The sequence below is a fragment of the Longimicrobium sp. genome, from assembly GCF_036387355.1.
Lineage (GTDB): Bacteria > Gemmatimonadota > Gemmatimonadetes > Longimicrobiales > Longimicrobiaceae > Longimicrobium.
The window spans coordinates 1-12,083 of sequence record NZ_DASVTX010000394.1 but is presented as its reverse complement, the minus strand read 5'-3'; the positions used below and the strand labels follow the sequence as shown (position 1 = coordinate 12,083).

Below are 12,083 nucleotides of genomic sequence, written 5' to 3'. Positions count from 1 at the left end.
CGCCCGTGCGAGCGGAAGTCGGCGCGGATCACCCCGTCCAGCCGGTCGGGGATGATGGCGTCCATTTCGAAGCCCGTCGCGATGACGGTGACGCGCACCTCTTCCTTCATGCTGGGGTCGTGCACGGCGCCGAAGATGATCTCGGCGTCGTCGCCCGCGGCTTCCTGAATGATGGACGAGATGGTGGTGACCTCGTCGATGGCCAGGTCCATTCCGCCGGTGATGTTGATGAGCACGCCGGCGGCGCCGCTGATGCTGATGTTGTCCAGCAGCGGCGAGCTGATGGCCTCCTGCGCGGCCTCCATGGACCGGTTCTCGCCCCGGCCGAAGCCCGTGCCCATGAGCGCCGCGCCGCGGTTGCTCATGACCGTGCGCACGTCGGCGAAGTCCACGTTCACCTCGCCGGTCACGCGGATCAGGTCCGAGATGCCCTGCGTGGCGTGCAGCAGCACCTCGTCTGCCTTCTTGAGCGCGTCCTTGAAGCTGGTGCCCTTGCCCACGACGGCCAGCAGCCGCTCGTTCGGCACGACGATCATGGTGTCCGCCGCGCGCTTCAGCTCGGCCAGCCCCTGCTCGGCCTGCTTCATCCGCTTCTTGCCCTCGAACAGAAAGGGCTTGGTGACGATGGCGATGGTGAGCGCGCCCATCTCCCGCGCCATCTCGGCGATCAGCGGGGCGGCGCCGGTGCCGGTGCCGCCGCCCATGCCGGCGGTGATGAAGACCAGGTCCGCGCCGTCCAGCGCGCGGCGCATTTCGTCGCGGTTTTCTTCCAGCGCCTGCGCCCCGATTTCCGGGCGCGCGCCGGCGCCCAGGCCGCGGGTGAGCTTGTGCCCGATCTGAATGCGGACGTCGGCCTTGGAGAGCTTGAGAACCTGGGCGTCGGTGTTCACCGAAATGAAGTCGACGCCCTCCAGGTCCTCCTCGATCATGCGGTTCACGGCGTTGCCGCCGCCGCCACCCACGCCCACCACCTTCATGCGGGCGTTCTGGGTCATCGTTTCGTCGTACTCGAAGACCATGTGCGCTGGCTCCACCAGGGGAGGATCGGGCGAAATCGGGAAAAAAATCAGGAACGAAGCAGAAACGGGCAAACGACGGCGCGGGCTTCCCTCGCTAGAAGAAGTCCGCGATCCAGTCGCTGATGCGCTTTACGATGCCGTTGACGGAAGCGCCGGCCAGGGCGCTCGTTTCGGGAGTGTCCGTGATGAGGCGTCGCGAGCCGTAGACCGCGAGTCCGGCGGCGGTCGCAAACTTGGGCCGCCGAACGGAATCCGCAAGTCCGCCGAGCCCTTCGCCGGGCACGCCGATGCGCACGGCCGAGGCAAACGTGCGCTCCGCCAGCTCCACCACGCCCTGCAGCGCGGCGCCGCCGCCGGTGAGCACCACGCCCCCGCCCAGCTCGCCGCCGCCAAAGCCGGCGCGGTCCAGCTCCGCCGCGACAAGGCCGAAGATCTCGTCCATCCGCTGCTCGATGATGTGCGCGAGCAGCTCACGGGCGACGTGGCGGGTCTGCCCCGCCGCGGCGCCGGGGATCTCGAACGTTTCGTCGGGCCGCACGAAGTCCGCGCGTGCCACGCCAAAGCGCTCCTTGGCCCGCCCCGCCTCGGCGTACGGGAGCGAGAGCCCCTTGGCGATGTCGTTGGTCACCGTGGCCCCGCCCCAGGGGAGCGAGGTCAGGTGCTTGATCTTGCGCTCGTGAAAGACGCACAGGTCGGTCGTGCCGCCGCCCAATTCCACCAGCGCGACGCCGATCTCCATCTCGTCTTCCGTCAGCACGGCGAGGGAGGAGGCCAGCGGCTCCAGCACCAGTTCGGCCACGGTGTAGCCCGCGCGGGTCACGGCCTTGCGCACGTTCTGGCTGGCGCTGGCGCTGCCGGTGACGATGAACACCTCTGCCTCCAGCCGCGTCCCCGCCATGCCGACGGGATCGCGGATGCCGTCCTGCGCGTCGACGATGTACTCCTGCGGAATGGCGTGGATCAGCTCGCGGTCGCCGGGAATCACCACGGCGCGGGCTACTTCCTGCACGCGGTCCACGTCGCCCGGGCGGATCTCGCCGTCCCCCGCGGGGCGCCCGCCCACCGCGACCACGCCGGTGCTGGGCCAGGCGTGGATGTGCTCGCCCGCAATGCCGGTGTACAGCTTCTGCACCGTCACCCCGGCCATCAGCTCCGCTTCCTTGACCGCCTTGCGCACGGACTCGGTGGTGGCCTCGATGTCGGTCACGATCTCGCGGCGAATGCCGCCGGTGCGCGCCTGCCCCACCCCCAGCACCTTGACCTGGGCGCGGTGGGGGGCATCGCCCGACACCTCCGCGATCACCACGGCGGTCTTGCTCGAGCCGATGTCAAGCCCTGCGACGATGGAAGAACGCATCAGTACCGAAAGCGTGGGCTGCGGGTCAGGTACGCGGCGGCGCGGGGGCCGGCGCGGGGGTGCTGCTGGTGCTGGGGGCAGCCGGCGCGGCGATCAGCCGCACGACCACCTGGTCGGCGAAGCGCGCGTCCACCACCGCGCGGCCGCCCGCGCCCAGGCGGCGGTCCACGTCGGCCAGCGCGGCGCGCAGCTGCGTAAGCCGGGGTTCGGCGGCGCCCCGGGCCAGCAGCACCTCCACCCGCGGCGCGGACATGAACAGGCGCGTTCCCGCCTTGCCGGAGCGCACCTCGCTCACCCGCGCCATCAGCATGGGGTCGGCGTCGGCCAGGCGCGCGGCCTCGGCCAGCACGGCCAGGGTGGCGCGGTCGCGCACGCGGGTGGCCGTGTCGGGCGCGCTGCCCGCGATGGGCAGGTCCACGGGGACGCGCGCCGGGTCCACGGGAAGGATCTCCCCCGTGGCGGTCGCGGGGCGCAGGGTGCCGGCGGACACGAAGGCGGCCGGGCGCTTTTCCGTGATGCGGATGCGCAGCGTGGCGGGAAACCGGCGTTCCACGCGCGCCTCGGCGATCACCGGGTTGCGGCGCAGGGCGGCCTCCCACGCGGCCGGGTCGGTGTACACGTTGTCGCCGATGCGCACGCCCGAGGCGGCCACCACCTCGTGCGGGGCCAGCAGGCGCGAGCCCGCCACCTCCACGCGGTCCGCGGCAAACCAGTCCACCCGGCGCAGCGCGGGCGGCCCCCAGAACGGGGACGACCCCGAGGTGGCGGCCAGCGCGGCGAGGGCGATCAGGCGGGTGCGGCGGTTCATCCCCGCCCTCCGGAAAAGTGCTGGTGCAGTTCGCGCGCGGCCATGTCCAGGTTGCCGGCGCCCAGCGTGAGGCACAGGTCGCCCGGGCGAAGCTCGGCGGCCACGGCGTCCACCACCTCGGCGCGGACGGGGACGTAGCGCACCTGCACCCCGGCGTCGCGCGCCGTGTCGGCGATCATCTGCCCCGTCACCCCCTCGATGGGCTTTTCGCGCGCGGCGTACACGTCGGTCAGAATCACGACGTCCGCTCCGGCCAGCGCCTGGCCGAACTCGGCGGCGAAGTCGCGGGTGCGCGAGTACAGGTGCGGCTGAAAGACGGCCACCAGGCGGCGGTCCCCGTATCCCGCGCGGGCGGCGCCCAGGGTGGCCCGCACTTCCGTGGGGTGGTGTGCGTAGTCGTCCACGAACAGAATGCCGCCCGCCTCGCCGATCTGCTCGAAGCGGCGGTCCACCCCGGCGTACGAGGCCAGCCCCCGGGCAATGGCGTCCCACTCCGCGCCGAAGCGGCGGCCGACGGCCACGGCGGCGAGCGCGTTGCGGACGTTGTGCTCCCCCGGCGCGTTCAGCCGCGCGGTGCCCAGCACGGCGCCACGCTCGCGAACGGTGAACACGGCGCCGGACGGGGTGAAGCGCACGTCTTCGGCGCGCAGCATGGCGCCGGCGGACAGGCCGTAGGTGAGCACCCGCTCCGGGCCGCCCGGCATGCGGGCCGCCATGCGCGCCGCGCCGTGGTCGTCCGCGCAGGCGGCGATCAGCCCGTCCGGCGGAACGGCCCCGACGAAGTGGTCGAACGCCTCTTCGATGGCCTGCAGCGAGCCGTAGATGTCCAGGTGGTCGGCTTCCAGGGTGGTGACCACGGCCACGGTGGGGCGAAGCTGGTGGAAGGAGCGGTCGTATTCATCCGCCTCCACCACGTACACCTGGTCGCCGCCGGGGCGCAGGTTGCCGCCCCACGCCGGGACGCGCGCCCCCACGAACCCCGTAGGACGGGCCCCGGCCGCTTCCAGCACGGCGGTGGTGAGCGTGGTGGTGGTGGTTTTTCCGTGCGTCCCCGCGATGCCCACGACGGTGCCGTGGTTGACGATGGCGCCCAGCGCCTCGGCCCGCTTGAGCACCGGGATTCCCCGCGCGCGGGCCGCGGCCAGCTCGGGATGGTCGTGCGGGACGGCGGCGGTGGTGACCAGCGCCGCGCAGTCCGCCGCGTGCGAGGGGTCGTGCCCCTGGTACACGTGGGCGCCGCGCTCTTCCAGCCGCTGGGTGGCCGGGCCCGGAGACGAGTCGCACCCGGTGACCCGCGCGCCCGCCAGCAGGGCCATCTCGGCCAGCGGCGCCATTCCCGCGCCGCCGATCCCCATGAAGTGGATGGGCCCGTGCTTGGCGAGTTCAACCAGGTCGAATTCGGTGCTCAATGTAACGTCCGCCCAGCGCGGGGAAAAGCTTCGCGCGGCGCCGGTTTGCGCCGCGAACTGCCACCATCTGCAACGACCGCGGGTGCGCGAGTGCGGGGTGCGTGAGTGCGTTGCACCGGCTCAGCGGATCAGCTTCGCGAGCTCGCCCGCGATCAGGTCCGCGGCGTCGGGCTGGCCGCGCTCGCGCGCTTTCGCGGCGACGGCGGCGCGGTGCGCGGGATCCACCATCGCCAGCACTTCGCGCCACAGGCGGCCTCCGCCCAGCTCCTGCTCCTGCACCATCACCCCCGCCCCGGCCTCGGCCAGCGCCACGGCGTTGTGGTACTGGTGATTGGCGGCGGCGTGCGGCAGCGGCACCAGGATGCTGGGAATGCCCCAGGCGCACAGCTCGGCGATGCTCATGGCTCCGGCGCGGGTGATGGCGAAGTCCGCCCCGGCCAGCGCGCCCGGCATGTCGGTGATGTACGGAAGCGCCTTGACCCACGCCGGGTTGCCCAGGTCCTCCAGCCCCTTCTGCACCCGCTCAAAGTTGCCCGTTCCCGCCGCCCACAGGATCTGAAAGCCCTCCGGCGGCGCGGCCAGCCGGCCCTCGCGAATGCCGCGCAGGTCCGCCAGCAGCGCCTCGTTTACCGGGCGCGCGCCCTGGCTGCCTCCCACCACCAGGCACACCGTCCCCGCGCCCAGCCCGAAGCGACCGCGGGCCGCCGCGCGGTCCACGTTGAAGTCCGGCGGGGTGATGGGGTTGCCGAAGCGGAACACCTGCGTGTGGTCGCCCGGCTTGAGGTACTTGAGCGCTTCCGGAAAGGCCAGGTGAAGCTGGCGCACCCGCCGGTCCACCAGCCGCGTCACAAAGCCGGGATACGAGTTCTGCTCCTGCACCGCCGCGGGAATGCCGCGCATGATGGCGTACGCCACCGCCGGCCCGCTCGCGTAGCCGCCCGTGCCGACCACGAGGTTGGGCCGGAAGCGGCGGAATACGCCGTTGAGCGCGGTGAACGAGCCGAACATGGCGGGCACCAGCCGCCAGTTCTGCCACGGCTTGGCGCGGCGGATGGGCTCCAGCGGGAGCAGCGCGTGCGGCTCGCCGCGCTCCGGCAGCACGCGTGCCTCCACGCCGCGTTTCGCGCCGATGTACATCACCTCCGACGCGGGGTCCAGCCGCTTGAAGGCGGCGCCCAGCGCCAGCGCCGGGTACAGGTGGCCGCCGGTTCCGCCGCCGGCGAACAGGACGCGGGGTGTGCTCATCGAGCCCTTTCAGGGTCCTTCGCCGCGCGGGCGATGCTCAGCAGGATGCCCACCGCGGCGAACGAAGTCAGCAGCGCCGACAGGCCGGACGACATGAAGGGGAGTGCCACGCCCGTCGTGGGGAGCAGCGCCATGGCCACCCCCATGTGCAGAAAGGCGGAGACGGCGATCAGGTTGGTCATCCCCAGCGCCACCAGGTAGCCGAAGCGGTCCGGGGCGCGCGCGGCGATCCGGTAGCCGACCACGAGGAACCCGGCGAAGACGGCAACGACGAACAGCACGCCCATCAAGCCCCACTCCTCCGCGATCATGCTGAACAGGAAGTCGTTGTGCGACTCGGGGAGAAAGCCGTACTTCTGCCGGCTTTCCCCGAAGCCCACTCCGCCCAGCCCGCCGCTGCCGATGGCGATGAGCGACTGGTGGATCTGGTAGCTCACGTTCCCCGTGTCGTGCCCGGGGTCCAGGAACGCGGCCAGGCGGCGGGCGCGGTACCCCTCGCCGGTAATCAGCTTCCACAGCACGGGGACGGCCAGCAGCCCCAGCAGAATGAAGTGCCCGATGCGAGCGCCGCCCGCGAAGAGGACGAGGGCCGCGAGCAGCACCAGGAGCAGTGCCGCGCTCATGTTGGGCTGCTTCATCACCAGCGCCAGGACGGGGAGCCACACCAGCAGAAAGGGCATGAGTCCCTTGCTGAGCGAGTGCAGCCGGTCCGCCTTCTTCACCGCCATCATCGCCGTCCACACGATCAGCGCGATCTTGGCGAACTCGGAGGGCTGAAACTGGATGCCCAGCCGCAGCCAGCGGCGCGCCCCGTTCACCCGCGGCGCCAGCGCCTCCGTTCCCGGCATCACGACCAGGGCCAGCAGAACGATGACCAGCGCCAGCATGGGCCAGGCGAGGCGGCGCAGGCGGCGGTAGTCCATCCGCGACAGCACGGCGGCCAGCACGATGCCGATCCCCGCGCCCATCACCTGCTTGAGGGCAAAGTAGTGCCCCGGCAGGTCGTGCGAGGCGGCCTCGAACGAGCTGGCGCTGTACATCTCCGTAAGGCCGAAGGCGAACGCCATCGCCGTGAGCGCCACCAGCGCGCGCGACTCCCACGTCTGCTCGCGCGGCAGCGCCGGGGCCGCGGGCGCGGTGGTGTACGCCCGCTCGCGCGGCGTCACCGGCGGCTGCGCGGGGTCCTTGGCGGCGCGGGGCCGGCGCAGGAGCGCGATGCTGGTCATTCCCCTTCTCCCCGGGCCAGCTCGGCGAACCGGCGGCCCCGTTCCTCGTAGTTCCTGAACATGTCGAAGCTGCTGCACGCGGGGGAAAGCAGCACCGCGTCCCCCGGCCGCGCCAGGGCCGCCGCGCGCGCCATCACCTCGTCAAACCCGCCCGTCACGTGCTCCACCGCCACCGTGCCCGCCAGGTCCGCGGCGATCTGCCCGCCCGCCTCGCCAAACGCGATCACCGTGTGCACGCGGCCGGCAAAGTCCTCCGCCAGCTCGGTGTACGGCTCGCCCTTGTGCCGCCCGCCGAGCAGAAGGACGGTGGGGCGGCTCATCCCCCGGACGGCGACGCGGGCCGAGGCCACGTTGGTCGCCTTGCTGTCGTTCACCCAGAGCACGCCGCCGCGCTCGGACACGGGCTGCAGGCGGTGCGGCGGCGCGTCGAAGAGCGGCAGCGCCTCCGCGATCATCTGCGCCGGGGCGCCGGCCAGGCGGGCGGCCAAAGAGGCCGCGAGCGCGTTGGCGACGTTGTGGGGGCCCAGGATGCGCAGCCGGTCCGCGGAGCCCAGCGATTCCGTTCCCGCCTCCGTGCGGATGCGCAGTTCGCGCCCCTCCATCCACCCGCCCAGCTCGGAATCCGACTCCGGGAGCGACGCCGCGCGAAAGAAGTAGCGCGTCCCCGGCGCGTCGCCGATGAGCGTCGCCGCGCGCTGGTCTTCCGCGTTCAGGATCCACCGGCTGGCGGCGGACGCGTTGCGAAAGAGGCGCGCCTTGTCGGCGTAGTACGCCTCCAGGTCCGGGTACCAGTCCAGGTGGTCCGGCGCCAGGTTGGTCAGCATGCCGATCGCTGGCGTGAACCGGTCGATGCCGCCCAGCTGAAACGAGCTGCACTCCACCACGTTCCACGCCGGCTGCGGCTGGCGCAGCGCAAGCTCGCTCAGCGCCGTGCCGATGTTGCCGCCCGCCACCGCGTCGATCCCCGCCGCGCGCAGCAGGTGCTCCGTCAGCGAGGTGACGGTGGTCTTGCCGTTGGTCCCCGTGATGCCGATCACCGGCCCGTCCAGCTGCTCGTACGCCAGTTCGATCTCGGGGACCACCGGGACGCCCTGGATCGCCGGCTCGCGCAGCACCTTGGCCGTCGGCGGAATGCCGGGGGAGAGGACGATGCGGGTGCACGCCGCGAGCTTGGCCAGGTCGTGCCCGCCCGTCTCCGCGTCTCCTCCCAGAGCCCGCACCTGATCCGCCGCCGCGCGGGCAGCCTCGCCGTCTCCCGCGTCGCTGGCGTACACCCGCGCGCCGCGGCCCAACGCCAGGCGCGCCGCGGCCAGCCCGCTGCGCGCGAGGCCCAGCACGCCGATGGTCTCGCCCGCGAGCGAACGGCTCATCAGCGGATCTTGAGGGTGGCGAAGGCGGCCAGCGCGCACATGATCCCCATCAGCCAGAAGCGGATGATGACCTTGCTCTCATGCCACCCGATCTGCTCGAAGTGGTGGTGCAGCGGCGCCATGCGAAAGATCCGCTTGCCCGTTCCCGTGCGCGACTTGGTCCATTTGAAGTAGATGGTCTGCGAGGCCACGGAAAGCGCTTCGGCCACGAACACCGCGCCCACGATGGCGAGCAGGAACTCCGCCTTGAGCAGCACCGCCACCGCACCCAGCACCCCGCCGATGGCCAGCGACCCGGTGTCGCCCATGAACACCTCCGCCGGGTGCGCGTTGTACCAGAGGAAGCCCATGCATCCGCCGGCCAGCGCAACGCAGAAGATGCCCAGCTCGCCCGCGCCCGGCAGGTAGAACACGTTCAGGTAGTCCGACGCGTCCACCCGGCCCAGCAGGTACGCGAACACGCCGAAGGTGGCCGCCGCGATCCCCGACAGTCCCGCCGCCAGGCCGTCCAGCCCGTCCGACAGGTTCACCGCGTTGCTGCACCCCACGATGATGAAGGTGACGAACAGCACGTACGTCACGGGGTGAAACCAGACGTGCCAGCTCTTGAAGAACGGGATCTGGGTCCACGTGGCGGGAATGGGGTCGCTGACGTGGAACACGATGAGCACGATCCCCAGCAGAACGCCGATCCCCGCCTGCCCCACGATCTTGTAGCGCCCCTTGAGCCCGCCCGTGTTCTTGCGGACGATCTTGAGGTAGTCGTCCAGAAAGCCCACCACGCCCAGCCAGAGCAGCACCACCAGGGCAATGACCGTGTACCAGTTGTCCAGCCGCGCCCACAGCACCGTGGGGATGACGGTGGACAGGATGATGAGCACGCCGCCCATGGTGGGCGTGCCGCTCTTGCCCAGGTGCGTCTGCGGGCCTTCAGTGCGCACCACCTGCCCCACCTTGAGCATGCGCAGGCGCGAGATGATGGCCGGCCCGAACCAGAAGGCCACCAGGAAGGCCGTGACCACCGCCCCCGCCGCCCGGAACGTGCCGAAGCGAAAGAGGTTGAAGCCGATGTAGTACTCGGCGAACGGAACGAACAGGTGGTAGAGCACCGGATTACTCCTGCGAGGAAGCGGGCTGCGCGAAGTCGCGCTCCATCAGCGGAATCCAGCGTTCCAGCGCCACCCCGCGCGATCCCTTGAGCAGGATGGTTTCTCCCCCGCGCAGCGACGGGCGCAGCGCCTCGTACGCGTCCAGCGGGTCTTCTGCGGCGACCAGACGGCCGCTCAGGTCCGTGCCCTCGGCCAGGAAGGCGGCCACGAAGTCACCGGTGGCCACCACGCGGTCGATCCCCTTGCCCACCAGCGCGGCGGCGTGCCCGGCCAGTTCGCGGTGCAGCCGCTCGCCGTGGTCGCCCAGCTCGCGCATGGTTCCCATCACCGCGATCTTTTCGCCGTCCACCGGAACGGAGGCCAGCAGGTCCAGGGCGGCGCGCATGCTGGGCGGGTTGGCGTTGTAGCAGTCCGCCAGCACCCCCAGCGAGCCGATGCGCCGCCACTCGTTCCGCATCTTCGGCGCGGTCATGGCCCCCAGCCCGGCCGCGGCGGCTTCCATGGAAACGCCCCACTCCGCGGCCACGCCCAGCGCCAGCAGCGCGTTGCGCACGTTGTGCATCCCGGGGAGCGGGAGATGGAAATCCACCCCGCGAAAGCGGAACTCGGTGCTGCCGTCCGGCCGCACACGCACCCCGCGCGCGCCCCCCTCGGGCGACACGCCCGCCCCGGCGCCCAGCCCCGCGACCCGCACCCGCGACGGCGCCACCCGTTCCCGCGCGCCGGCCGCCAGCGCTTCCGGCTCTTCGGCCACGAGCGCCACGCCCGAGGCGCGCAGCCCGTCAAAGATCGAAAGCTCTTCCTGCAGCACACCTTCGATGGAGCCCAGCCCCTCCAGGTGCTCTTCGCCGATGGAGGTGATGAGCGCCGCGTCGGGCTCCACGATGCGCGACAGCAGGGTGACCTCGCCCGGCTCGTTGGTCCCCGTCTCTACGATGACGGCTTCCGCGTCGTCGGGGCAGGCCAGCAGCGTGAGGGGAACGCCCACCTGGTTGTTCAGGTTGGCATCCGTCGCGTGGACCCGAAAGGTGCCGCCCAGTGCCGCGCGGAGCAGTTCCTTGGTCGTCGTCTTTCCGTTCGACCCCGCGACGGCGACCACGCGGCCCCGGAGCGCGCGGCGGCGGTGGCGGCCCAGGCCGCCCAGCGCGTGCAGCGTGTCCGGCACCACGTAGTAGGCCAGCGGCGGTGCATCCTCCGGCACGTGCGTCACCACGGCGCCGGCCGCGCCCTTTTCGGCGGCCTGGGCCAGGTAGGCGTGCCCGTCAAAGTTGGCGCCCCGCAGCGCCACAAAGAGCGATCCCGCGGGAATGGCGCGCGTGTCGGTGGACACGGCGGAATAGCCATCGGGCGCACCCGCCGGGGACTGGGTCCCCAGCGCGTGCGCAACGTCGTTTGCGGTCCAGCGAAACGCGGTCAAGCCCCACCTCCCCCAGCGGTCGAAAGTTCCGCGAGGATCTCGCGCACAACGACGCGCTCGTCGAACGGGCGCTTTTCCGTTCCGATGATCTGGTACGTCTCGTGGCCCTTGCCGGCCAGGAGAATCAGGTCACGGGAACTGCCCTCGGTGAGCGCTGTGCGGATGGCCTCGCGGCGGTCGGAAATCCGCTGGCGGGGTGCACGTCCCATGCCGCGTTCGATGTCGTCCAGGATGCGTTCCGGGTCCTCGGTGCGGGGGTTGTCGGAGGTCACGATGACCAGGTCCGCGCCCGCGGCGGCGGCGGCGCCCATCAGCGGCCGCTTCTCCGCGTCGCGGTCTCCCCCCGCGCCAAAGACGACGATCACGCGCCCCTGCACCAGCGGCCGCACGGCGGCAAGGGCGCGCTCCAGCGCGTCGGGCGTGTGGGCGTAGTCCAGCAGCACGGTGGCGCTCTGCGGCGGCCCGGCCACCCGCTCCAGCCGCCCCGGCACCTGCGGCAGCGTCCCCAACCGCTCCGCGATGCGGGCCGGGCTCCATCCCAGGCTCCACAGCACGGCGCCCGCGGCGGCCGCGTTGCTCACGTTGAACCCGCCGAACAGCGGGAGGGCGACGTCCGCGTCCCCGTCCGGTGTCCGCAGGGTGAACTCCATCCCCCCCGGCCCCACGCGCACCCCCTCCGCGCGGACGTCGGCCGGGTTCTCCACCCCGAAGGTCACCGTCCGCCCCACGGGGGAGCGCACCCCCGCCCAGGCCGGGTCGTCCGCGTTCAGCACCGCCGCGCCGCCGGGCTTCAGCAGCTCCGTCAGGCGCAGCTTGGCCGCGCGGTACGCCTCCATGGTGACGTGGTAGTCCAGGTGGTCCTGGGTGAGGTTGGTGAACACGGCGGCGTCGAAGCGCACCGCGCCCAGCCGCTCCTGGTGCAGCGCGTGCGACGACACCTCCATCGCCACGCGCTCCACCCCCGCGTCCACGAAGCGCCGCATCCACCGCGCGGCGTCCACCGGCCCCGGCGTCGTCAGCCCCTCCGTCCCCGGGATCACCTCGCCGTCCGCGCCGATCGCCCCCAGCGTGCCCACGTAGCCGCTGGGGCCGTCCGCCGCGAGCAGGTGGCGCAGCATGGCCG

General features: G+C 72.0%; 10 protein-coding genes. All 10 read right to left on the bottom strand.

Annotated features, from left to right (window positions below):
* Positions 1-995, bottom strand: a 995-nt coding sequence (gene ftsZ / locus VF665_RS17360; protein WP_331054709.1) for a cell division protein FtsZ, incomplete at its 3' end; no start/stop codon positions are given.
* A gap of 118 nt (positions 996-1,113) precedes the next feature.
* Positions 1,114-2,376, bottom strand: coding sequence for a cell division protein FtsA (ftsA, locus tag VF665_RS17355; RefSeq protein ID WP_331054708.1), 1,263 nt, complete (start codon positions 2,374-2,376; stop codon positions 1,114-1,116).
* Between the two features lie 25 nt (positions 2,377-2,401).
* Positions 2,402-3,184 carry a cell division protein FtsQ/DivIB gene (locus VF665_RS17350; protein ID WP_331054707.1) on the bottom strand — a complete coding sequence of 261 codons (783 nt, stop codon included), beginning with the start codon at positions 3,182-3,184 and terminating at the stop codon, positions 2,402-2,404.
* Positions 3,181-4,593 (bottom strand): UDP-N-acetylmuramate--L-alanine ligase, encoded by a 1,413-nt coding sequence (gene murC / locus VF665_RS17345; RefSeq protein WP_331054706.1) that lies wholly within the window; start codon positions 4,591-4,593, stop codon positions 3,181-3,183. Before murC ends, VF665_RS17350 begins: the two co-directional genes overlap by 4 nt.
* Positions 4,594-4,713: 120 nt before the next feature.
* Complete coding sequence (locus VF665_RS17340) at positions 4,714-5,838, bottom strand: UDP-N-acetylglucosamine--N-acetylmuramyl-(pentapeptide) pyrophosphoryl-undecaprenol N-acetylglucosamine transferase (RefSeq protein ID WP_331054705.1); 1,125 nt, start codon at positions 5,836-5,838, stop codon at positions 4,714-4,716.
* Positions 5,835-7,064: a putative peptidoglycan glycosyltransferase FtsW gene (locus tag VF665_RS17335; protein WP_331054704.1), complete on the bottom strand. Its 1,230-nt coding sequence runs from the start codon at positions 7,062-7,064 to the stop codon at positions 5,835-5,837. Before VF665_RS17335 ends, VF665_RS17340 begins: the two co-directional genes overlap by 4 nt.
* The gene (gene murD, locus VF665_RS17330; protein ID WP_331054703.1) at positions 7,061-8,434 is read right to left on the bottom strand and encodes a UDP-N-acetylmuramoyl-L-alanine--D-glutamate ligase; all 1,374 of its coding nucleotides are present in this window, start codon (positions 8,432-8,434) and stop codon (positions 7,061-7,063) included. Before murD ends, VF665_RS17335 begins: the two co-directional genes overlap by 4 nt.
* A complete protein-coding gene (mraY, locus tag VF665_RS17325; protein ID WP_331054702.1) occupies positions 8,434-9,543 on the bottom strand; it encodes a phospho-N-acetylmuramoyl-pentapeptide-transferase in 1,110 nt (369 codons plus the stop codon). The genes murD and mraY overlap by 1 nt, the downstream gene beginning before the upstream one ends.
* A gap of 4 nt (positions 9,544-9,547) precedes the next feature.
* A complete protein-coding gene (locus VF665_RS17320) occupies positions 9,548-10,960 on the bottom strand; it encodes a UDP-N-acetylmuramoyl-tripeptide--D-alanyl-D-alanine ligase (RefSeq protein WP_331054701.1) in 1,413 nt (470 codons plus the stop codon).
* The coding region (locus VF665_RS17315) for a UDP-N-acetylmuramoyl-L-alanyl-D-glutamate--2,6-diaminopimelate ligase (protein WP_331054700.1) at positions 10,957-12,083 on the bottom strand (1,127 nt) is incomplete at its 5' end. The genes VF665_RS17320 and VF665_RS17315, both read right to left, overlap by 4 nt.

Coding starts and splice junctions, on each gene's coding strand:
- ftsA (WP_331054708.1), bottom strand. CDS start 2,376: ATGCGTTCTTCCATCGTCGCAGGGCTTGACATCGGCTCGAGCAAGACC.
- VF665_RS17335 (WP_331054704.1), bottom strand. CDS start 7,064: ATGACCAGCATCGCGCTCCTGCGCCGGCCCCGCGCCGCCAAGGACCCC.
- VF665_RS17350 (WP_331054707.1), bottom strand. CDS start 3,184: ATGAACCGCCGCACCCGCCTGATCGCCCTCGCCGCGCTGGCCGCCACC.
- murD (WP_331054703.1), bottom strand. CDS start 8,434: ATGAGCCGTTCGCTCGCGGGCGAGACCATCGGCGTGCTGGGCCTCGCG.
- VF665_RS17340 (WP_331054705.1), bottom strand. CDS start 5,838: ATGAGCACACCCCGCGTCCTGTTCGCCGGCGGCGGAACCGGCGGCCAC.